Origin of the sequence: Tepidibacillus sp. HK-1, assembly GCF_001748485.2 — a bacterium.
GTDB classification, from domain to species: Bacteria; Bacillota; Bacilli; order Tepidibacillales; family Tepidibacillaceae; genus Tepidibacillus_B; species Tepidibacillus_B infernus.
This window is the reverse complement of sequence record NZ_BDGM02000005.1, coordinates 138,039-160,187: the sequence shown is the minus strand read 5'-3', so window position 1 is coordinate 160,187 and position 22,149 is coordinate 138,039. Positions and strand designations below refer to the sequence as shown.

The following is a 22,149-nucleotide window of genomic DNA, read 5'->3' as shown; positions in this document are numbered from 1 at the left end:
TGATCGTTCTCCTCTTTCAAATAAAAAAATGTGAGAGGAGAATTTATATGGAGAAGAAAGAATTGGTCTATGAGGGAAAAGCAAAAAAAATTTTTTATACGGATCACGAAAACTACTATTGGGTTGAATATAAAGATGATGCAACTGCTTTTAATGGTGAAAAACGGGGAACTATTGTAGGAAAAGGAGAGCTAAACAATCGAATTAGTTCCATCTTTTTCACACTATTAGCAGAACAAGGGATTGAAAACCATTTTGTAAAGTTATTGTCTCCTACAGAGCAATTAGTAAGGAAGGTAAGGATCATTCCTATCGAAGTTGTCATCCGCAATCTTGCCGCTGGCTCCCTTGCCAAACGTCTTGGTTTGGAAGAAGGAACACCACTCCGTCACCCAGTTATTGAATTTTATTATAAAGATGATGAGCTAGGAGATCCAATGATCAACTCCTCCCATATCTCTGTCCTTCAACTTGCTACGCAAGAACAATTAGAAGAAATGAAAACGATCAGTCTTCGTGTCAACCAAATCTTAACCCGCTATCTAGAAAAAAGAGAAGTCCTTCTTGTCGATTTCAAATTGGAGTATGGCATAACACCAGATGCAAAGTTATTACTAGCCGATGAAATCTCTCCTGATACCTGTCGTTTCTGGGATGCAAACTCCAAAGAAAAGCTGGATAAAGATCGATTCCGTCGTGATTTAGGGAATGTCGAAGAAGCTTATCAAGAAATTTTAAAACGATTAGGGGGAGAGGTTCATGTTTAATGCCAAAGTGTACATTACCTTAAAAAACGGAATTTTAGATCCCCAAGGGAAGGCGGTAAAAGGTGCATTACAATCATTAGGTTATGATGAAGTGAATGATGTCCGTATCGGTAAATTTATTGAATTACAGTTGAATACAGGTCAGAGAGAAGTTGCCGAGGAACGAATCAAAGAAATGTGTGAGAAACTATTAGCCAATCTAGTGATTGAAGATTACCAATATCAACTAGAAGAGGTGGCCGTATGAAGTTTGCAGTGGTTGTCTTTCCTGGCTCTAATTGTGATATTGATTGTTACCATGCCATTGAAGATGTGATCGACGGTGAAGTAGATTATATCTGGCATCAACAAGTAGACTTAAGTGGTTATGATTGTATTGTTCTACCAGGTGGTTTTTCTTATGGGGATTATCTAAGGTCTGGAGCCATTGCTAGATTTGCACCAATCATGAAACATGTAGAGAAAGCGGCAGCAGAAGGCAAATTAGTCATTGGGATTTGTAATGGATTTCAAATCTTACTTGAAGCAGGATTACTTCCAGGTGCGATGAAAAAGAATGAAAATCTACAATTTATTTGCTCGATAGAGACGATTACTGTTGAAAACAATCAAACACCTTTCACCTTAGAATACCACTTAGGAGAAGAGATCAAGATTCCAATTGCCCATGGGGAAGGAAACTATTATTGTGATCAACAAACGTTAAAAGAATTACAAGAGAATAATCAAATTGTCTTTCGCTATAAAGATAATCCTAACGGCTCTATTGATGATATTGCGGGGATTTGCAACAAACAAGGCAATGTTTTGGGGATGATGCCTCATCCTGAACGGGCTGTCTCTAAACTTCTTGGTTCTGAAGATGGAAAGAGATTATTCCAATCTATTCTTAGCTATTGGAGGGAGAAAAAGAGTGAATCAAGAACCTACAGCAGTGCAAGTATTTAACGAAAAAGTTTACCTTGAATTAGGATTGTCGGATAGGGAATATGAGAGAATAGTTCAGTTAATAGGTAGAAAACCTAATTTTCTTGAAACAGGATTATTTAGTGTAATGTGGTCAGAACATTGTAGTTATAAAACTTCTAAACCTGTGTTAAAAAAGTTTCCAACCCAAGGGAAACATGTACTTCAAGGTCCTGGGGAAGGGGCAGGAATTATTGATATTGGCGACCAACAAGCAGTGGTCTTTAAAATAGAAAGTCATAACCATCCATCTGCCATTGAACCTTACCAAGGGGCGGCAACAGGAGTGGGTGGAATCATCCGTGATGTTTTTTCGATGGGAGCAAGACCGATTGCCTTATTAAATTCATTGCGTTTTGGACCTTTGGAGGATGAAAAAGTAAAATATTTATTTCGACAAGTCGTTGCAGGAATAGCGAATTATGGCAATAGCATGGGGATTCCTACCGTTGGTGGAGAAGTTGTTTTTGAAGAAGCATATCAAGGGAATCCACTGGTCAATGCCATGTGTGTTGGTTTGTTAAATCATAATCAAATTAAAAAAGGTGTAGCTACAGGAATCGGTAATTCTGTGATGTATGTTGGCGCAAGTACAGGCAGGGATGGAATTCATGGCGCTACATTTGCATCTGTTGAGTTAAGTGAACAATCTGAATCCAAGAAGTCCTCTGTTCAAGTAGGCGACCCTTTTATGGAAAAGCTTCTATTAGAAGCGACTTTAGAACTAATAGATTTAGATATTATAGAAGGAATTCAAGATATGGGAGCTGCTGGACTCACAAGTTCTAGTACAGAAATGGCCAGTAAAGCTGGAAATGGAATGGAACTAGATCTTTCAAAGGTACCAAGGCGAGAACCAAATATGACTCCTTATGAGATTATGCTTTCTGAATCCCAAGAAAGGATGCTAGTCGTTGTAAAGAAAGGAAAAGAGGAAGAGGTAAAAAAAGTATTCGCAAAATGGGGATTGCACTCTGTTGTAATAGGTAAAGTTACAAATGATGGGATGTACCGTATTTTTGACCAAGGTGAGGTTGTCGCAGAACTTCCTGTAAAAGCTCTTGTAGATGAAGCTCCAGTCTATCATATGCCGTCAGAAGAACCAGCCTATTATCGTCGCTTTCAAAGTATGGGTAATGGAATGGATTTAACGCAATACGAATATCTTCCTGATACTCAACAAATTTTACTAGATTTATTAGCAAATCCAACTATTGCTGATAAAGAATGGGTTTATCGCCAATATGATCATATGGTAAGAACCAGTACGGCTGTTACTCCAGGGAGCGATGCAGCCGTGATTACGATCAGAGGAACGAAAAAGGCCTTAGCTATCACAACTGATGGAAATGGTAGATATATCTATTTAGATCCTAAGGTAGGAGGGGCAATTGCAGTTGCTGAAGCTGCAAGAAATCTTGTTTGTTCTGGGGCAGAGCCTTTAGCAATTACAGATGGTCTTAATTTTGGCAATCCAGAAAAGCCAGAAATCTTTTGGCAATTTGAACAAGCGGCAAAAGGAATGAGTGAAGCTTGTCAAATCTTAAATACTCCAGTTATTGGTGGGAATGTGAGCTTTTATAATGAACGGAATGGGAAAGCAATATACCCTACACCTATTATTGGCATGGTAGGACTTATTCGTGATACAGATTATATTACAACTCAAGGTTTTAAGCAAATAGGCGACCAAATTTTATTGCTCGGTGATACCTATGATGAGTTGATGGGGACAGAGTTTCAAAAGTTAATCTCAGGCAAAGTAGAAGGAAGGCCGCCAACCATCGATTTAGAAAAAGAAAAAAAGGTGCATGAAGTTGTACTTCGAGCGATTCGCGAGGGAGTCGTTCATTCTGCTCATGATGTAAGTGATGGGGGGCTAGCAGTGGCATTAGCTGAATCTTCTATTTCAGGAAACCTTGGTGCCTCCATTACTTTAACGGATGAATTAGGGCCGACTTCCTTTTTATTTAGTGAGAGCCAATCTCGCGTTATTTTGTCGGTTTCGTCGAATGATGTGGAAAAGGTAAGAAATATTGCCCTGGAAATAGGCGTTTCTTGTCAGTTGATTGGTGAAGTTGTCTTAAACCAATTTGAAGTATCCTATAACGACAAGAAGATCATCTCTTTATCGACAGCAGAGATAAAAAAAGTATGGAAGGAGGCCATTCCGTGTTTGATGAAACCCTCCTCGACAAAATGAGTGAAGAATGTGGCGTTTTTGGAGTTTACCATCATACAGAAACACCTCAATTGATTTATTATGGCTTACAAGCACTACAACATCGTGGCCAAGAAAGTGCAGGAATTGTGAGCTCTAACCATGAGTTTTTTACCTATCACCATGGTATGGGGTTAGTGACCGAAGTTTTTCATCAGCAAGAGATAAATCGTTTGAATGGAATGATGGGAATAGGTCATGTGCGTTATTCGACAACAGGGGAAAGCAAGCTGCAAAATGCTCAGCCCCTAGTATTTAAATATCGAAATGGGGAAATAGCGATTGCAACGAATGGCAATCTAACCAATGCCATGCAAATTCGAAACCAATTAGAAAGACAAGGTTCCATTTTCCAGACAACAAGTGATACAGAAGTGATTGCCCATTTAATCGCAAAATCAATGTATGACGATATTGAACAAGCGGTTAAGGAAGCTTTAAGCGTTATTAAAGGGGCGTATGCTTTACTGATTATGACGAACGATAAACTAATCGCTGCCCTTGATTCGAATGGATTAAGACCTCTTTCGTTAGGAAAATTAGAGCATAGCTATCTATTATCTTCAGAAACCTGTGCTTTTGATACAATAGGTGCAACAACGATACGAGATATTGAACCAGGAGAAATGCTGGTATTTGACAAAAACGGGATTCGTTCGGAACATTTTACTGTTCAAACGAGAAGAGCGATTTGTAGCTTTGAATATATTTATTTTGCTCGTCCTGATAGCGATATTGGTGGAATCAACGTTCATTTAGCAAGAAAAAGATTGGGGAAAAAGTTAGCAGAAGAACATCCTGTTGAAGCAGATGTGGTAACGGGTGTTCCTGATTCTAGTATTTCCGCAGCGATCGGTTATGCAGAAGCTTCTGGTATTCCTTACGAATTAGGCTTAATTAAAAATCGCTATATTGCTAGAACATTTATTCAACCAAGTCAAGAATTACGAGAAAAAGGAGTAAAGATGAAGCTTAGTGCTGTTCGTAAGGTAGTCGATGGGAAAAGAGTCGTGATGATTGACGATTCTATCGTTCGTGGTACGACAAGTAAACGAATTGTTCAATTGTTAAAAGAAGCTGGGGCCAAAGAGGTACATGTCCGAATTAGTTCACCTCCTGTTAAAAACCCTTGTTATTATGGTATTGATACTTCCTCTCGTGAAGAGTTGATTGCTGCAGCAAAAACCATTGAAGAAATGAAGGACTTCATCGGTGCAGATTCTCTCGCCTTTTTAAGTATGTCTGGCATGCTTGAAGCGATTGGTAGACAAGGAGACGACGTGAACCATGGCTATTGTGTCGCTTGTTTTAATGCTGAGTACCCAACAGAAGTCTATCAAAGTCAGCAAAGTAAAACGGATAAAGTGAGATGGGGGATAGAAGATGAACCAATCTTATAAAAAAGCCGGGGTAGATATTGAGGCAGGGAATGAAACGGTAGAAAGAATTAAGTATCATGCAAAAAGAACATTTCGCCCTGAAGTGATATCTGGTATTGGAGGATTTGCTGGGCTTTTTGAATTGCAACATCGATATAAAAACCCTGTTTTGGTTTCAGGTGCTGATGGGGTAGGAACCAAGTTGAAGATTGCCTTTACAATGGAGCGTCATGATACGATTGGAATTGATTTAGTTGCCATGTGTGTGAACGATATTCTTGTACAAGGAGCTGAGCCTTTATTCTTTCTTGATTATCTAGCAACGGCAAAACTTGAACCTAAAAAAGCTGAGGAGATTATCAAAGGGATTTCAATAGGTTGTCTAGAGGCAGGTTGCGCATTACTAGGAGGAGAAACAGCGGAAATGCCTGGAATGTATCAACAAGAGGAATATGATTTAGCAGGTTTTGCTGTTGGTGTGGTCGAAAAGGACAAAATCATCGATGGTTCTAAAATTGAAGAGGGTGATGTGATCATTGGTTTTGCATCTAATGGTCTGCATAGTAATGGGTTCTCTCTTGTTCGTTATTTATTTTTTGAACAATATCATTTTCACTTAGATGAGATGATCTCTGAACTTGGTTGTTCCTTAGGAGATGAATTATTAAAACCAACGCGTATCTATGTTCAATCAGTATTACAAATCATGAAACAAGTTCAAATTAAGGGTATGGCCCATATTACTGGTGGAGGATTGTTGGAGAATGTTCCTCGGGTCTTACCAGCTGGATTACAGGCAAATCTGCAACTGAAGAGTTGGCCAATTCTACCGATTTTTACTCTCTTACAAAAACTGGGTGAACTTGATCATCAGGAATCATTTCGCACCTTTAATATGGGGATTGGTTTTGTATTGATTATAGACCAGAAGGATAAAGAAAAAGTCTTAGATCTAGCAAAACAATATGGGGAAACAGCTTATGTAATCGGGGAGATCACGAAAGGGGATCAAGGAGTTGTCTTATTGGAGGAAGGGCGATGAGCACAAAAAAGATAGCTGTCTTTGCTTCAGGGAATGGTTCCAATTTTCAAAGCTTAGTTGATGCAGAAAAAAAAGGGAAACTAGCTGGCCGTATTCAACTATTAGTGTCTGATAAACCAGAAGCTTATGTAATAAAAAGGGCAAAAGATGAAGGAATTCCGGTTTTTGCTTTTCAACCAAAAGATTATGAGAATAAGCAAGCCTTTGAGACTGTCCTTGTGGAAATCCTTAAGGGATTGGAAATTAATTTAATTGTCTTAGCAGGTTATATGAGGCTGATTGGACCAACTTTACTGCAAGCTTTTCCCAACCAAATCATCAATCTCCATCCTTCCCTTTTACCATCGTTTCCAGGTAAGGCAGCGATCGAACAAGCCTTTCATTATGGAGTAAAATATACAGGAGTAACGATCCACTTTGTTGATGAAGGAATGGACACAGGACCAATTATTCAGCAACAGATCGTTCCGATTGAGGAAAAAGATACAATCGAAACCTTAACAGAAAAAATCCATCAAATAGAACATGTGTTATTGCTGCAAACGGTTAACTTGATTTTAAAGGAACAAGTGGTATGGAAGAAAAAGAGTATGAAAGAGAAAGGAGTAAAGAAAGATAATGAGTCAGAAAAGAGCCATCCTTAGTGTGTCAGATAAAACAGGAATCATAGAATTTGCGAAGGGTTTAATCGAGTTAGGTTATGAAATCATTTCAACAGGAGGGACCAAAAAAGTTCTTGAGCAAGAGGGCATTTCCGTCATTTCCATTTCAGAGATCACTGGATTTCCTGAAATTCTTGATGGGCGTGTAAAAACTTTACATCCGAACGTTTTTGCAGGACTATTAGCGATAAGAGCAAATGAAGATCACCTCAAACAACTACAAGAGCAACATGTAGACCTGATCGATCTTGTTGTTGTAAATCTTTATCCGTTCAAAGAAACTATTTCCAAACCTGGTGTTACATTTGAAGAAGCGATCGAAAACATTGATATAGGTGGACCTTCTATGCTTCGTGCTGCAGCAAAAAATTATCAAGATGTTGCAGTGATCGTCGACCCTGCTGATTATCAAGCAGTAATTGAAGAATTAAAACAGGAGCAAATGTTATCTTTGGCGGCAAAAAAGAAGTTAGCTGCCAAAGTGTTTAGGCATACAGCAGCATATGATGCGTTAATTGCCCAATATTGGAATGATCAATTGGAAGAGGTTTTCCCAGAAAAGCTAACTCTAACCTATGAAAAGGTTCAAGAGCTTCGTTATGGGGAAAATCCTCATCAAAAAGCCAGCTTTTATCGGGAAGCTATATCTAAACAAGGACTCGCTTATGCAAAACAATTACATGGAAAAGAGCTCTCTTACAATAATATCCAAGATACGAATGCAGCATGGGAGATCATTAAAGAGTTTAAACAGCCTGCAGTGGTTGCTGTTAAACACATGAATCCCTGTGGCGTAGGAGTTGGAAAAAACTTATCTGAAGCTTTTACAAGAGCCTATGAAGCGGATCCTGTTTCAATTTTTGGTGGGATTGTCGCAACAAATCAGATGGTTGATGAGGATACAGCAAGTCGTCTTAAAGAAATTTTCCTCGAAGTGATTATTGCGCCTGGCTTTACTGAACAGGCTCTCGAACTACTAACGAAAAAGAAAAACATTCGCCTATTAGAGCTTGTAGAAGGAGAAGGTGCATCTTCTAAAAAGGTAGTATCAGTTTTAGGTGGTTTATTAGTACAGGATCAAGATAAAAAACAAATAAATGCTGAAGAATTAAAAGTAGTAACAAAAAGAAAACCAACTACTGAGGAGCTTGAGCAGCTACAATTTGCTTGGAAGGTTGTAAAGCATGTTAAATCAAATGCAATTGTCCTAGCAAATGGTCAACAGACAGTAGGTATCGGAGCAGGGCAAATGAATCGTGTTGGTGCAGCAAAAATTGCAATTGAACAAGCTGGTGAACTAGCAAAGGGAGCAGTAATGGCTTCTGATGCCTTTTTCCCAATGCCAGATACAGTAGAAGAGGCAGCAAAAGCGGGAATTACAGCAATTATTCAACCAGGTGGCTCTATTCGTGATGAAGATTCGATTATTGAAGCAGATAAACATGGCATTGCGATGGTCTTTACTAGTATTCGCCATTTCAAGCATTAAGAAAAGGGGAATATGGATATGAATATTTTAGTAGTAGGCCAAGGGGGAAGAGAACACGCAATTGTTAAATCCCTAAAAAAAAGTCCAAAAGTTAATCAAGTGTATTGTGCTCCGGGTAATGGTGGAATTGCACAAGATGCAATTTGCTTACCGATTGCTGAAAATGATTTTGAAAAATTAATAACGGCAGTTAGAGAGTATAAGATTGATCTAACAGTTGTAGGACCTGAGCAGCCTTTAATTGAAGGAATCGTCGACGTATTTCAAGAACAAGGCCTCCCGATCATTGGTCCAACTAAAGCAGCAGCTCAAATTGAGGGAAGCAAATCGTTCGCAAAGCAATTAATGGGAAAATATCGAATTCCTACTGGTAATTATCAAGTATTCTATACATCAAAAGAGGCAATCGATTATGTAAAACAACAGGGAGTGCCAGTAGTGATTAAAGCAGATGGGATTGCAGCAGGAAAAGGAGTAGTTGTGGCCCATCAATTAGAAGAGGCGATATCAGCTATTAATAGTATCATGGAAGATAAAATTTTTGGTGATGCTGGTCAATCAGTTGTGATTGAAGAGTTTCTATCAGGAGAAGAATTAACCGTTATGGCCTTTGTAGATGCTAACAGTATCGCTGTAATGGAGCCTGCTCAAGATCATAAGCCTGTTTATGATGAAGACAAAGGTCCAAATACTGGTGGAATGGGTGCTTATTCACCTGTTCCTCATATGAAGGAATCCTTGTTAAACGAAGTATATGATCAAATTTTATTACCAACTGTCGAAGCTATGAAACAAGAAGGAATACCTTTTACAGGTATTTTGTATGCTGGATTAATGATCACAAATGAAGGTCCAATGGTTATAGAATTTAATGCAAGGTTTGGTGATCCTGAAACACAGGTTGTTCTACCTAGATTAGAAACCGATTTAGTTGAAGTTCTATTAGCGATAAGAGATAAACGGTTAAATGAAATGCACTTAGAATGGAAAAAAGAAGCAGCGGTTAGTGTTGTAATGGTTTCAGCAGGTTATCCAAAGGAATATAAAAAAGGTATGCCAATAATAGAGCATGCTATGCCATCAAAAACACAGGTTTTTTATGCAGGTGCTAAGCTCCTAGAGGAACAATTAGTTACAGCTGGAGGTAGAGTTCTTGCCGTAACTGGATTAGGTACAACAATAGAAGAAGCACAAAGAAGAGCTTATCAGGGAGTTAACAACATTAACTTTGAAGGTGCACATTATAGAAGAGATATTGCAAATAAAACAATTAATCGAATAGCTAATTCGTAGCTAAATTATAAATTGTTTATTAGTCAGAAAAAAATAAGTACAATTTGCGGGTGTCAATGAATTAGTTCAATTGACACCCTTTTTCGCTAGCATTACATAAATATAGTCATAATTTTCAGTTAATATCTTTTCGTAAATTTGAGCTAAAAAGTTTTTAAGGTTGTGACTTTTTTCACAGAAATAATGTTGTAAACAAGGTATAGTAATAACTGCAGGGTAAAAGAAATGTACACAATGTTAATGCAGGGAGATGAAAAGAAAATGAGTATGTTTTGTTATCAATGTCAAGAGACATCTAAGAATGTAGGCTGTACAGTTGTTGGTGTCTGTGGTAAGACACCTGAAGTTACTAACCTTCAAGACTTATTAATTTATGTATTAAAAGGAATCTCTATTTATGCAGAAAAAGCTAAGCAAGTAGGTATAAATGATGCAGAGACAGGTTTATTTATTGCTAAAAATCTATTTTCAACCATTACAAACGTAAACTTTGATCCAGTTTACTTTGAAACTAAGATCAAGGAAGCATTAGCTCTTCGTGAAAAAGTTAAAACAAGCTTCTTAGCAGCATATAAAGAGAAGTATGGAACGGAATTTAATGAAGAATTACCTGAAATGGCTACATGGTATAGTGACAATGTAGAGGATTTCTACAAAAAGGGAGAAGTAGTAGGGGTACTAGCAACAGCAAACGAAGATATACGTTCATTAAGAGAATTATTAATATATGGATTAAAAGGTATTTCAGCATATATAGAACACGCTTTTGTTTTAGATGAACAAAATGATGAAATATTTAGCTTCTTACATAAAGGTTTAGCTGCAACAACAGATGATAGTCTTTCAGCTGACGATTTAGTTGGCATTATTATGGATGCTGGTGCTACTGCAGTTAAAGCTATGGAAATGCTTGATAGAGCTAATACAGGCACATATGGCCATCCAGAACCAACCCAGATTAATATCGGTGTTAGAAATCGTCCTGGTATTCTAATCAGTGGACATGACTTAAAAGATTTAGAAGAATTATTAGAGCAATCTAAGGATAAAGGTATAGACGTATATACTCATGGTGAAATGCTACCTGCTAATGCTTATCCTTTCTTCAAAAAATATGATCACTTTGTTGGAAACTACGGTAATTCCTGGTGGGAGCAAAACCGTGAATTTGAATCCTTCAATGGACCTATTCTAATGACTACAAACTGTTTAGTTCCACCAAAAGCTTCTTACCAAGACAGAGTTTATACAACAGGAGTAGTTGGATTCCCAGGCTTAAATCATATTGAAGATCGTAAACCTGGTGAGCAAAAGGACTTCTCAAAAATTATTGAGCATGCTCTAAAATGTGAGCCTCCAACTGAAATTGAAAATGGTACAATTCCTGGTGGATTTGCACGTAATGCTGTCCTAAGTGTAGCAGATAAAGTAGTAGACGCTGTACAATCAGGTGCTATTAATCGATTCGTTGTTATGGCTGGTTGTGAAGGAAGACATAAAACAAGGGATTACTACAAGGATATGGCAAGAGAATTACCAAATGATACGGTCATATTAACAGCTGGTTGTGCAAAATATCGCTACAATAAATTAGATCTTGGCGATATTGGTGGCATTCCAAGAATATTAGATGCTGGTCAATGTAATGACTCCTATTCCTTAGTAGTTATTGCACAAAAATTAGTAGAAGCTCTTGGTGTTGAAGATATTAATGACCTTCCATTATCATATACCATCGCTTGGTATGAGCAAAAAGCTGTTGCTGTATTATTAGCATTATTATACTTAGGAGTAAAAGGAATTCGCTTAGGGCCAACATTACCAGCATTCATTTCTCCTAATGTATTAAAAGTATTAGTAGAAAAATTTGACATCAAACCAATTGGAACTGTTAAGGATGACTTAGAGGCAATTCTAGCTGGTAAATAATAAAATATGTAAAGTATAAAAGACGAAGGGGTATTGCAGATTTACTGCTAATACACCTTCTTTTTTTGTGAAATTTAATTTACATAAAATAGATCATCTGTTTTTCAATTAAATATTGGAGGAAAATAATTTAAAAAATAGAAATAGGTAAAGGATAAATATAAGTGAAAAAGTAAAAAGGGTGATCAGATGAAAAGATTCACGGCAATAATAGTGCTATTAATGTTTGTAGTTCAGATTGTAGGGTGTAGTAATCAGGCAACAGTTAAAGTAATAAATGAAGAAAAACAGATAGAAAATAAAACAAAGTCTACAGAAATAGAAAAAGAAGAAGTATGGGCATCTAAATATACTGCACCATTAACTGGGTTACATGTTGACAATGAAGTTAAAGAAAGAATTATTGGTGTTATGGTAAATAATCATCCAAAAGCAAGACCACAAAGTGGTTTGATAGAAGCAGATATGGTATATGAGATCCTTGCTGAAGGAATGATTACCCGGTTTGTAGCATTTTATCAAAGCAAGGCACCAAAAGTAGTTGGTCCTGTAAGAAGTATACGTCCCTATTATATCGATTTAATCAATGGCTTTGATGGTTTAATCGTACATGCTGGAGCAAGTGAAGCCGCTTATGCGATTCTACAAAGGGATAACCTACCTGATTTAGATGAAATTAAAAACTCAGGTCCTGCCTTTTGGAGAGTCGATTTTAGGAAAATGCCCCACAACTTATATACAAGTATAGATAAAATTAGAACTTTTGCAGAAAAGAAAGGATACCGTTCGGAAGGATACATTCCAACCATTCCATTTCTAAAGGAAGATGAAATCGTAACAGGTACGCCTGCAAAAGAAATTAATATTGAATACTATTCAAAATATATCGTTGGTTATCAATATGATGAAACAAAAAAACAATATAACCGTTATATAAATGGACAACCACATACAGATTTAGAAACAGAAGAACAATTAACAGCAAAGAATTTATTAGTGATACGAGCAGAACATAAAATTTTAGATAATGAAGGTAGAAGAAGTATTAACTTATATGGACCAGGTAAAGGGTATTTGTTTCAAAATGGTGCTATGAAAGAAATCACTTGGGAAAGAAAAGATGGTGTTATTAGGGCTTATGTTGATGGAAAGGAACAAGGATTACTTCCTGGTCAAACCTGGACGATTGTTGTACAGAACAGCACTCCTGTCTCTTACCAGTAGACATTTCATCGTTTTAACGCGAAAATACAAGACTTGGTACGTCTAACATGTATCCGATTACATTTTTTTGTTTAATGCAAAAAAGTCTACTGGTATGACTATATTTTTTTAAATAAATATGGTACTCTATTGACGAGAGGTGAGAAAAAGTGCCATTTGAAAAATTAAAGGATAAAACGGTAGATCAACTATTTAAATCGATACTAGCGCTTGAAACTTTAGAAGAAGCATATAAATTCTTTGATGATTTATGTACAGTAAATGAAATCCAATCTTTAGCACAGCGTTTAGAAGTGGCTCGCATGTTAACAAGAAGTTATACGTATAACCAAATTGAGGCAGAAACAGGGGCGAGTACAGCGACCATTTCAAGGGTAAAAAGATGCCTTAATTATGGAAATGATGGTTACCGTCTAGCTCTTGATCGAATTTCCAATGACGAAACAAATACTGAAAAGTAAGTCATTACATGGTAAAGTAAAGGGGAGTAGTTAAGCTACTTCCCTTTTTAGATGGAAAAGAAAGTTAAACTTTTCTTTGATACTGAATGTTGGAGGATTGTATGAGTGGCCAATGGTTATCATCACTTAAACATATGTTTAAATTAGATCCAAATCGGCCAATTACAGAAGAGCAAGTCAAACAACTTTGTGAATCAGGGACAGATGCAATTCTGATTGGTGGCACTTTAGGAATCACTTATGACGATACGGCTCAGTTACTACGATGGGTACGAAAATATTCTGCTACAGTTCTTCAGGAAGTATCTGATTTAAAAGCGATTGTTCCAGGATTTGATTATTATTTTATTCCCTTTGTAGTCAACGCTCAAAACCCAGATTGGATCTTAAATATCCATCAAAAAGCTTTGAAGATGTATGGAGAGTTAATCAATTGGAATCAAGTGTTTGTAGAAGGATATGTGGTTTTAAATCAGCAATCTTCAGTTGCAAAGTTGACCGAAAGTAGAACAGATTTGGATTTAGAAGATGTTTTGGCGTATGCTAGAATCGTAGACCAAATGTTGAAGTTACCAATCCTTTATATTGAATATAGTGGAGCATATGGAAATCCTGATTGGCTCAAAGAAATAAAAAATATCGTTCAGCAGTCTAAGATCTTCTATGGTGGGGGAATTGATTCAATTGAAAAATCAGTAGAGATGAGCCAATATGCAGATACAATTATAATTGGCAATTTAATCTATGAAGACTTTGAATTGGCTATGAAGACAGTGAAAAACATTAATGAAGTATAAAAATAAATTGACAAAATCATGTATATCAGATATTTTTACATTATAAACTGAATATGCGGGAGCTTGGGGAACTGGGCTGAGAGGATAACTATTCCGTTATCGACCGTTGAACCTGAACTGGATAATGCCAGCGGAGGAATGGACGTACGTATAACATGTACAATTACTAGGCCGCCTATTTATCTAGGTGGCCTTTTTACATGTTTTCCCTTCGCCTTATTAGAAAAGGTTCGAATTAGTAGATAAGAACTTTTCAAAGAGGAGGTACAAATATGTCAAGTAATACAAACCAGCAAATTTCTGTTTCTATGTCTTCTTTTCCAGGGAGTAAAAAAGTCTATGTTCAAGGCTCTAGACCTGATATTAGGGTTCCTATGCGGCAAATAGAATTATCCCCTTCATCAGAGTCGTATGGTAAAGAAAAAAACCTTCCTGTCCGTGTATATGACACAAGTGGTCCTTACACTGATCCATCATTTGTAGTAGATATTCAACAAGGGTTACCTAAAGTTCGTCGTCAATGGATTTTAGAACGCGGTGATGTGGAAGAATACGAAGATCGCAACCATTTGCGTGCAAAACCAGGAAGGAACGTTACTCAATTGCATTATGCTCGTCAGGGAGTGATTACCCCAGAAATGGAATTTGTTTCGATTCGTGAAAATGTTTCACCTGAATTTGTACGGCAAGAAGTTGCAAGTGGACGTGCCATTATTCCTGCAAATATTAACCACCCAGAAAGTGAACCGATGATCATTGGCCGTAATTTCCATGTAAAAATCAATGCGAATATTGGCAACTCTGCTGTCTCATCTTCCATCAAAGAAGAAGTAGAAAAAATGACATGGGCAATCCATTGGGGAGCAGATACGGTGATGGATCTCTCCACAGGTCAAAATATTCATGAGACGCGTGAGTGGATTCTTCGTAATTCCCCAGTTCCTATTGGGACTGTTCCTATCTACCAAGCACTTGAAAAAGTGAATGGAAAAGCTGAAGACTTAACTTGGGAAATATTTCGAGAGACATTAATTGAGCAAGCAGAACAAGGAGTAGATTATTTCACCATTCATGCAGGCGTTTTGTTACGTTATATTCCTATGACAGCAAAACGTGTAACAGGGATTGTTTCTCGGGGTGGATCGATCATGGCTGCTTGGTGTCTTGCCCACCATGAAGAAAATTTTCTCTATACTCATTTTGAAGAGATTTGTAAAATAGTGAAAACTTATGATGTAGCCTTATCCCTTGGTGATGGTTTACGTCCAGGCTCAATTGCAGACGCTAATGATGAAGCTCAATTTGCTGAGTTACAAACCCTTGGTGAACTGACAAAGATTGCTTGGGAGCATGATGTTCAAGTGATGATCGAAGGACCGGGACATGTTCCTATGCATAAAATTAAAGAAAATGTAGAACGTCAGCTTGAAGTTTGTCACGAAGCTCCATTTTATACATTAGGACCACTTACAACTGATATTGCACCAGGTTATGATCATATTACTTCAGCTATTGGCGCAGCTATGATCGCTTGGTTTGGTACAGCCATGCTTTGCTATGTTACACCAAAAGAACACCTTGGGCTGCCTAACAAACAAGATGTACGAGAAGGGGTTATTGCATATAAGATCGCTGCTCATGCAGCAGATTTAGCAAAAGGACACCCGGGTGCACAAATAAGAGATGATGCACTTTCCAAAGCACGTTTTGAATTCCGTTGGTATGATCAGTTTAATCTATCCCTTGATCCGGAACGGGCAATGGAATATCATGACGAAACCCTTCCTGCTGAATCAGCAAAAACAGTACATTTTTGCTCGATGTGTGGACCAAAATTCTGTAGTATGCGAATTACCCAGGACATTCGAGAATACGCAAAAAATAAAGATCTCTCATTAGAAAAGGCGATTGATGAAGGATTAAAAGAAAAAGCAGAAGAATTTAGAGAAAATGGAAAGAAGATTTATTTATAAATTGGATCAACCAACTGTCTATAGTAAAAAAGAAGGTGCCCTATACAAAAATGGCATCTTCTTTTTCGTTTTTTAACGTCAATGTAAAGATTGTTGAACGACTTCGACTTGATGAGTCATGTTTATAGTCTTATCTGTTCGATCATCAATACTCATATTGGTGATAACACGACTTACTCCATTGGAAAGTGCATCTTGATGAATTTCTTTTGCGATCTCCATTAATTGGTTTAGATCTCCTTCAATAATCGTTGCTGTAGGCATAACCTGATACTTTAATCCTTTCTGTTCAATGAGTTGAACAGCATGAGAAACGTGAGAACTAAAACTAGGTGTATTTGTACCAACAGGAACTACACTAATTTCAAGTAAAGGCACGTATGATCACTCCTTAACTAAGATTAGGGATACATCCATAGAATGTTTATAAAAACAAAATTTATACAAAAAATTTTATTTTTGTGTAGCAATTTTCTTTAAAGATCATGTGTTATAATTTCTTTATGTAAAATGATTGATTATATTTAGGCAGATAATTAAAAATAATAGGAGTGTATCAGATGTCTTATAAAATCGTATTTTTTGATATAGACGGAACATTAGTGAATGAAGAAAAGCAGATTCCAAACGATACCAAAGAGGCGATTAAGCGTTTAAAAGAACGAGGAATCGAAGTGGCCATTGCGACAGGTAGAGCGCCATTTCATTTTACAAAGATAAGAGAAGAACTAGGAATCGATTCATTTGTCTCTTTTAATGGTTCTTACGTGGTATATAAAGGGGAAGTCATCTATCATCATCCATTTCGCCAAGAAGACCTAGCCTTGCTTGAACAGGAGGCAAAACGTAGAAAGCATACGATGGTTTTTCTAAGTCACAAGGATTTTTTTGCGAATGTGGATCAAGATCTACATGTGATTCAGTCCTTTCATTCTCTTAAGCTAACCCCGCCAAAATGTCGTCAACAATATTGGCAGGAAGAAACGATTTACCAAGCATTACTTTATTGTGAAGCAGATGAGGAAAAGTACTATCACGATCATTATCCTCATTTTCATTTTGTTCGTTGGCACCAATATTCAATGGATGTGATTCCAAAAGGTGGATCTAAAGCAAAGGGAATTGAGATGTTCCTTCGTCAACTAGACATCAATCCTTCAGAGGCTGTAGCCTTTGGTGATGGTTTGAATGATCGAGAAATGCTGTCCTTCGTAGGAGCAGGTGTGGCCATGGGAAATGCTCATGAAGAAGTAAAACCATTTGCCAAATTCACTACAAAACATGTAGATGAAGGTGGAATCCGCTTTGGCTTAAAGCAATTACAATTGATTTAGTCAGTTATTGATTTTCAGATGAAGATCTTATCATCATTTTCAGCTTGTAGATAAAGTCTTTTATAAGATTAGTCTACAAGCTTTTTTGTTTGATTTTTAAATTTTTAAAAATTTAAGGAACTATTTTTAAATTCGCATCGTCAATATTATTGAAAACAACAGGAGTAACTTCAATGGATACGTAATAGATAAAGAACTCCTATGACTTAATAGGAAATAGCTATTTATTGTGATGAAGTAAAGCATGGGAAATCCCCTGCTTTCTGAAATCATTTTAGACTTAGTTGGGGTGAATATGTTGAAGAGTTTTTATATAGGTCTTTTAATTGTTAGCTGGATTATTTTTTCCTTAATATTCACGAATGATTTTAATCATAAGGAATTTGAACCTAATAAGGAAGAGGTAAAAACCGGAGAAATAAAAGAAGTAACAAGATTAAATGAAAATGGTGAAAAGATCAATATACCCGTAGCAGATTTTATGAGAATTCTAGAAGAAAGCAGAATAAAACAAGTAGAAGCAGAAAAACAAAAAATTAAAATAAATGATAACAAATAAGTCTTTTGTGTTTGTATATTTTTTGAAGATGCTTGAACGAATTAAAAAATAAGGAACTTTACGTATATCCCCATATAAATTTATTTAGATGTCTCTATTAGCCCTGTAGAACTTATATACACAGGGCTAAAATACTACTTAATCAACTGTTCTGTCTAAATTCCTCAAAAATATGGGTCTTTCCTCTTAATTTCAAAAAAATTTAATTTTTTTCGCAACGATTATCAAGTTTGTTGAGTCTATATTATAAAAAGAGTCTCCAAACTTTTCCATGGATAGTGGAAAAAGCTAAATAATATGAAATATTTTGTTATATAGTTGTTTCGTGTTGGGGAGAGAAGGCCAAAGTGTTAAAATCTGTAATGGCAAAAATTCAGAAGAATGATGAAGAGACTAAACGTATTTTATTTGAAAAGTTTCATGACCAAGTGTATCGTAAAGCATATTTCATTACCAAAGATCACTATCTCGCTCAGGATGTCTTGCAAGAAACTTTTCTTAAAGCATATAACCATATGGATCAACTCAAGAATGATGAAAGTATCGGTGCATGGTTATCTGTAATTGCTACACGAACTGCTGTTGATTTGATTCGTAAGCAAAAAAGATCAAGCGGAATTCCAATGGAGAATTCCTTGTTAGAAGATGAAATTTTCCAACAAACTTCATCTAGTTCTGTTGAATCTGAGATGGAGCAGGAATGGTTAAAAGAAAATCTTCGATCCGTTATTAACGAGTTACCGACTAATTTTCGTGCAGTCATTATTTTAAAATATGGACATGATTTAAAAGAGCAAGAAATTGCGAAAATACTTGGAGAGAATATTGGTACGGTTAAATCTAGAATCTACCGGGCAAAAAACAAATTAAAATCTCTTTTGTTAAGCTCAGATACCATGGATGGTGATTCCTTATGAAGAAAAAAGACATAAATATTGATCACTTAATAAAGGAAATCCTTGAGGAGGAATTAGAAAAAAGTCCGCCACCCCTGGTTTCAAAAGAAGAAACATGGGAAAACATACGCCATATGCTGTATTCTCAAAATAGCAATTCCTTAAAGTTTCAGAAACGAATGAAGCGTATTAGTGTTGTAATTATTAGTGTTTTTATACTTGTTGTGTTCTTTTATCAATCTCCGAATGCATCGGCATTTGATTGGATTTCAAAATTCTTTTTAAAGGCTCAAGGTACGATTACCGATTTAACAGGGAAAATTGGGCAGCCAATTTCCTCAAACAGTAATGGACCGAAGCCAGAGGCTCAGGTTTTAAATAAACAAATAAAAGTGGAAGATATGAGTCTAACAGAAGCACAAAAAATGATTGATGGTTTCACAATCAATGTTCCTAAAAAAGTTCCCCCCGGATTTGAACTTAGCTATGTTTCTGTGATCAGAGTGGGTGATCGAAAAAGCAATGAGATCAAACTTCATTATAAAAATGAACAACAAACATTTTCTATACAGGAAATTTTCGTTAAAGACCAAATGGGTTATTCATTTGGAGTAGATAATGAAGACACTGTTATAAAAGAGGTTAATATCAATGGAATAAAGGGAACAATGTTTACATTTAAAGATGGGACAAAAAAAATAATTTGGGTTTATCAAGACGTTCAATTTTTAATAGAAAGTCAATTATCAGATCATGAAATGTTAGAAATAGCTAAGTCTATCTGAAAGATAGGGTCAAGAAAAAGAGGGCATCAAAAAAATGCCCTCTAGTTATTATTTTAAATAAATGTATGTAGATACTGAACTTGTTTCCTCCACCGTTCCGTTTTCAATAATGTAATGAATTCCTCTTGTTCGGTAATAAAACCCGCTAGAAACTGCTACGTCATCAGTGCCTGCAACATGAGATGTGTTTGATTGTTTAAATTCCCCTACGTGCACTAAGTCAACCCATTTCCCTTGTCCTGAATCCCAATATTGTAAATAAAGGTCAACTGAAATTGTCTCTAATGTTGAGTAAGAATCAGTAAAACCACTAACATTTACGATATTGACAGATAAATTATTAATGTTTGTATTCCAGCTTTTTATATACTGTGTGGACTGAATCTCAATACTTTCTTCCATAGAACCAAAATTAGAATTTTTAGACGGGGTCCCTTCCGTTGGTGCTGAAGGAACCTGGGTTTTATCTGCAGCTAAACTAGTATCAGTAAAAAAAACACCAGAAATCATCCATGCAGTTAGTAATAAAATACCGACTTTTTTTAGTTGTTTCACCTTGTATACCTCCTAGAGATTTTTTCATTAGATAGACGTAATAAAAAGAAAAATCGTTCCCGATTTTTAATAATATTTTTAAAATGGGAACTATTTTTTCATTGTTGACGTCTACCTAGTAAAATCATCACCAAACTAAAAAACAGCTGACAGAGATAAAACAGGAAAAAATGCAAATTGAATCATTAAAAAGCAATGGAAATCTCGTGAAGTTTCCAAATATTATGGGGATTCAAAGGTTTCTGGAGACGTTTCAATACAAGCTGGTTACTATTCAAGACCTGGAATGTTTCTAGTGACGTTAGACACTGCTAGTAGTAGCTCGAGTGCATGGGCTGGTGGTCATGCTGCATGATAAAATTGAAATTAATGATAATAGGGCTACTTATAGTTAGCCTAGGATGTACACAACAGTCCAACAATAACATATTATCATTTAAATATGGAGTAATCTTTACATCTAATCTTTACAATAAAAGTAAAATAGTTCTATTTTCGCAAAATTGGGATGTTGTAGAAGAAATCAATCTCGATATTGGTGGCTTACAAAAAGAAAAGATTTATAAAGAGAATTTATACGTACCTGTTACAGGAATACCATCGGAACCTGGGAATAAAATATTAGAGTTTAACATGAAAACCGGGAATAAACGCTATATAAAAACAAAAAAACTGCCAATTAAGTTGGTTGTAAAAGATAATTTTTTATATGTTATCCATAACACTTCAATAGATTCTGGACTATTAACGAAAATAAATATCAAAAACAATAATATTATTAAAGAAAAACGACTTAGTGGAGTTTTGAGAGAAATTGCTATTGCAAATGATAAGATAAATGTTATTGCTGACTTTTTTGTATTAGATGGAGATGATCTAAATGGGGTCGACACTTCCTACTTGGTTTTGGGTAGTTTACTATAGTTTTATATTGGTCACTTTGATTGTTGCGATTATAACTTTGGTTGAAAGATATTTCGTCCGAATATATACAATATTTACATTCATTGTTCTACCTGCTTTTGTAATTTTAGTTCTATTAGGAAGTCTTGGAAGGCAAGGAACGACAGAATTAGAAAATTGGTTCATTGACTATTGTAAATAACATTTAAAATAATATTTCTATGGTTTTAATTGTTTTCATTGTTTTCACGAATATCAGGATTTCTTATTTTACCACCTTCTTTTGCTTCCAGGTTAAAAGAGATGTGGCCACACCGACTGCCATGATCGTAATAAAGGAGAGAATTAAGGTTTCCTTCGAAATCAAAACCCCGCCTAAGTAGATCACGATCGCATCAATCATAAAAATGATCAAGCCAACGTTAATAGGAAGAATTGTAGACAAATATTGGGCTAATAGATCTGTGCCGCCTGTACTTGTTTTAAATCGGAGCATGATGCCAATTCCCGTTCCGACAAAGAGCCCACCTATAATCGAACTGCTTAATGGATCAAGTTCTATATAATACAAAAAATAGTATTGATACGGACGTAAAACATCGATAAATAAAGAAGAGATGAGCATCCCATGAATACTATGATAGAAAAATGATCGATATTTAAACCAAGCCAATAGATATATTGGAATGCTTAATAAAATAATAGTTAAGCCCACCTTCACTCCTGACAAATAATTGACAATCAATGCAATCCCAATCATTCCCCCATCTAATAAATGAAAAGGAACAAGGAAAAAGTTGATTCCTACCGCAAGGATCAAACTACCTAATAGGATCGCAATTGCTTTAGAAAAGAGCTGCACTTTATTCATCCCCTATTTTGTCCATCTCTTTATGTATATTTTTGTATGCTTG

22 protein-coding genes are annotated in these 22,149 nt (G+C 36.1%); 19 read left to right on the top strand and 3 right to left on the bottom strand.

What is annotated here, in order from left to right; all coding sequences use genetic code 11:
* The first annotated feature begins 47 nt into the window (after window positions 1-47).
* The 14 genes from purC (at window position 48) to thiC (ending at window position 16,203) form a co-directional block, all read left to right on the top strand.
* Window positions 48-767, top strand: a complete 720-nt coding sequence (gene purC, locus BEN26_RS04105) for a phosphoribosylaminoimidazolesuccinocarboxamide synthase (RefSeq protein WP_069798904.1) — start codon at window positions 48-50, stop codon at window positions 765-767.
* A complete protein-coding gene (gene purS / locus BEN26_RS04100) occupies window positions 760-1,014 on the top strand; it encodes a phosphoribosylformylglycinamidine synthase subunit PurS (protein WP_069798906.1) in 255 nt (84 codons plus the stop codon). The genes purC and purS overlap by 8 nt, the downstream gene beginning before the upstream one ends.
* Entirely contained in the window at window positions 1,011-1,715 is a 705-nt protein-coding gene (gene purQ / locus BEN26_RS04095; RefSeq protein ID WP_069798908.1) for a phosphoribosylformylglycinamidine synthase subunit PurQ, read from the top strand. The genes purS and purQ overlap by 4 nt, the downstream gene beginning before the upstream one ends.
* Complete coding sequence (gene purL, locus BEN26_RS04090; protein ID WP_069798910.1) at window positions 1,630-3,936, top strand: phosphoribosylformylglycinamidine synthase subunit PurL; 2,307 nt, start codon at window positions 1,630-1,632, stop codon at window positions 3,934-3,936. The genes purQ and purL overlap by 86 nt, the downstream gene beginning before the upstream one ends.
* On the top strand, window positions 3,906-5,354 hold the full coding sequence (gene purF, locus BEN26_RS04085; protein WP_084818781.1) for an amidophosphoribosyltransferase: 1,449 nt from the start codon (window positions 3,906-3,908) through the stop codon (window positions 5,352-5,354). Before purL ends, purF begins: the two co-directional genes overlap by 31 nt.
* Window positions 5,338-6,375 (top strand): phosphoribosylformylglycinamidine cyclo-ligase, encoded by a 1,038-nt coding sequence (gene purM, locus BEN26_RS04080; protein ID WP_069798913.1) that lies wholly within the window; start codon window positions 5,338-5,340, stop codon window positions 6,373-6,375. Before purF ends, purM begins: the two co-directional genes overlap by 17 nt.
* Complete coding sequence (gene purN, locus BEN26_RS04075) at window positions 6,372-7,019, top strand: phosphoribosylglycinamide formyltransferase (protein WP_069798915.1); 648 nt, start codon at window positions 6,372-6,374, stop codon at window positions 7,017-7,019. Before purM ends, purN begins: the two co-directional genes overlap by 4 nt.
* On the top strand, window positions 6,994-8,526 hold the full coding sequence (gene purH / locus BEN26_RS04070) for a bifunctional phosphoribosylaminoimidazolecarboxamide formyltransferase/IMP cyclohydrolase (protein WP_069798917.1): 1,533 nt from the start codon (window positions 6,994-6,996) through the stop codon (window positions 8,524-8,526). Before purN ends, purH begins: the two co-directional genes overlap by 26 nt.
* An 18-nt stretch (window positions 8,527-8,544) precedes the next feature.
* Entirely contained in the window at window positions 8,545-9,819 is a 1,275-nt protein-coding gene (gene purD, locus BEN26_RS04065; RefSeq protein ID WP_069798919.1) for a phosphoribosylamine--glycine ligase, read from the top strand.
* 267 nt (window positions 9,820-10,086) lie between these two features.
* A complete protein-coding gene (gene hcp, locus BEN26_RS04060; protein WP_181482187.1) occupies window positions 10,087-11,748 on the top strand; it encodes a hydroxylamine reductase in 1,662 nt (553 codons plus the stop codon).
* A gap of 189 nt (window positions 11,749-11,937) precedes the next feature.
* Entirely contained in the window at window positions 11,938-12,972 is a 1,035-nt protein-coding gene (locus BEN26_RS04055; protein WP_069798922.1) for a DUF3048 domain-containing protein, read from the top strand.
* A gap of 149 nt (window positions 12,973-13,121) precedes the next feature.
* A complete protein-coding gene (locus BEN26_RS04050) occupies window positions 13,122-13,433 on the top strand; it encodes a YerC/YecD family TrpR-related protein (protein ID WP_068722250.1) in 312 nt (103 codons plus the stop codon).
* 101 nt (window positions 13,434-13,534) lie between these two features.
* Window positions 13,535-14,230 carry a heptaprenylglyceryl phosphate synthase gene (gene pcrB / locus BEN26_RS04045; RefSeq protein ID WP_068722253.1) on the top strand — a complete coding sequence of 232 codons (696 nt, stop codon included), beginning with the start codon at window positions 13,535-13,537 and terminating at the stop codon, window positions 14,228-14,230.
* A gap of 272 nt (window positions 14,231-14,502) precedes the next feature.
* Window positions 14,503-16,203, top strand: a complete 1,701-nt coding sequence (gene thiC, locus BEN26_RS04040; RefSeq protein ID WP_068722257.1) for a phosphomethylpyrimidine synthase ThiC — start codon at window positions 14,503-14,505, stop codon at window positions 16,201-16,203.
* Window positions 16,204-16,281: 78 nt separating this feature from the next.
* Here thiC and BEN26_RS04035 read toward each other — a convergent pair whose 3' ends face one another.
* The gene (locus BEN26_RS04035) at window positions 16,282-16,581 is read right to left on the bottom strand and encodes an MTH1187 family thiamine-binding protein (RefSeq protein WP_068722258.1); all 300 of its coding nucleotides are present in this window, start codon (window positions 16,579-16,581) and stop codon (window positions 16,282-16,284) included.
* A 182-nt stretch (window positions 16,582-16,763) separates the two neighbouring features.
* Here BEN26_RS04035 and BEN26_RS04030 point away from each other — a divergent pair, with 182 nt between their 5' ends.
* From BEN26_RS04030 to BEN26_RS04015, 4 genes are all read left to right on the top strand, one after another.
* Window positions 16,764-17,537, top strand: a complete 774-nt coding sequence (locus BEN26_RS04030) for a Cof-type HAD-IIB family hydrolase (RefSeq protein ID WP_069798924.1) — start codon at window positions 16,764-16,766, stop codon at window positions 17,535-17,537.
* 298 nt (window positions 17,538-17,835) lie between these two features.
* Window positions 17,836-18,096 (top strand): hypothetical protein, encoded by a 261-nt coding sequence (locus BEN26_RS04025; RefSeq protein ID WP_181482183.1) that lies wholly within the window; start codon window positions 17,836-17,838, stop codon window positions 18,094-18,096.
* 347 nt (window positions 18,097-18,443) lie between these two features.
* Window positions 18,444-19,013: an RNA polymerase sigma factor gene (locus tag BEN26_RS04020; RefSeq protein WP_084818782.1), complete on the top strand. Its 570-nt coding sequence runs from the start codon at window positions 18,444-18,446 to the stop codon at window positions 19,011-19,013.
* Window positions 19,010-19,777, top strand: coding sequence for a DUF4367 domain-containing protein (locus tag BEN26_RS04015; protein WP_069798929.1), 768 nt, complete (start codon window positions 19,010-19,012; stop codon window positions 19,775-19,777). The genes BEN26_RS04020 and BEN26_RS04015 overlap by 4 nt, the downstream gene beginning before the upstream one ends.
* Before the next feature lie 48 nt (window positions 19,778-19,825).
* Here BEN26_RS04015 and BEN26_RS04010 read toward each other — a convergent pair whose 3' ends face one another.
* A complete protein-coding gene (locus BEN26_RS04010) occupies window positions 19,826-20,332 on the bottom strand; it encodes a DUF6147 family protein (RefSeq protein ID WP_069798931.1) in 507 nt (168 codons plus the stop codon).
* A gap of 351 nt (window positions 20,333-20,683) precedes the next feature.
* Here BEN26_RS04010 and BEN26_RS04005 point away from each other — a divergent pair, with 351 nt between their 5' ends.
* Entirely contained in the window at window positions 20,684-21,256 is a 573-nt protein-coding gene (locus BEN26_RS04005) for a hypothetical protein (protein ID WP_069798933.1), read from the top strand.
* 244 nt (window positions 21,257-21,500) lie between these two features.
* Here the strand turns inward: BEN26_RS04005 and BEN26_RS04000 are convergent, their stop codons facing one another.
* Window positions 21,501-22,097: a YitT family protein gene (locus BEN26_RS04000; RefSeq protein WP_255421852.1), complete on the bottom strand. Its 597-nt coding sequence runs from the start codon at window positions 22,095-22,097 to the stop codon at window positions 21,501-21,503.
* Window positions 22,098-22,149: the final 52 nt, after the last annotated feature.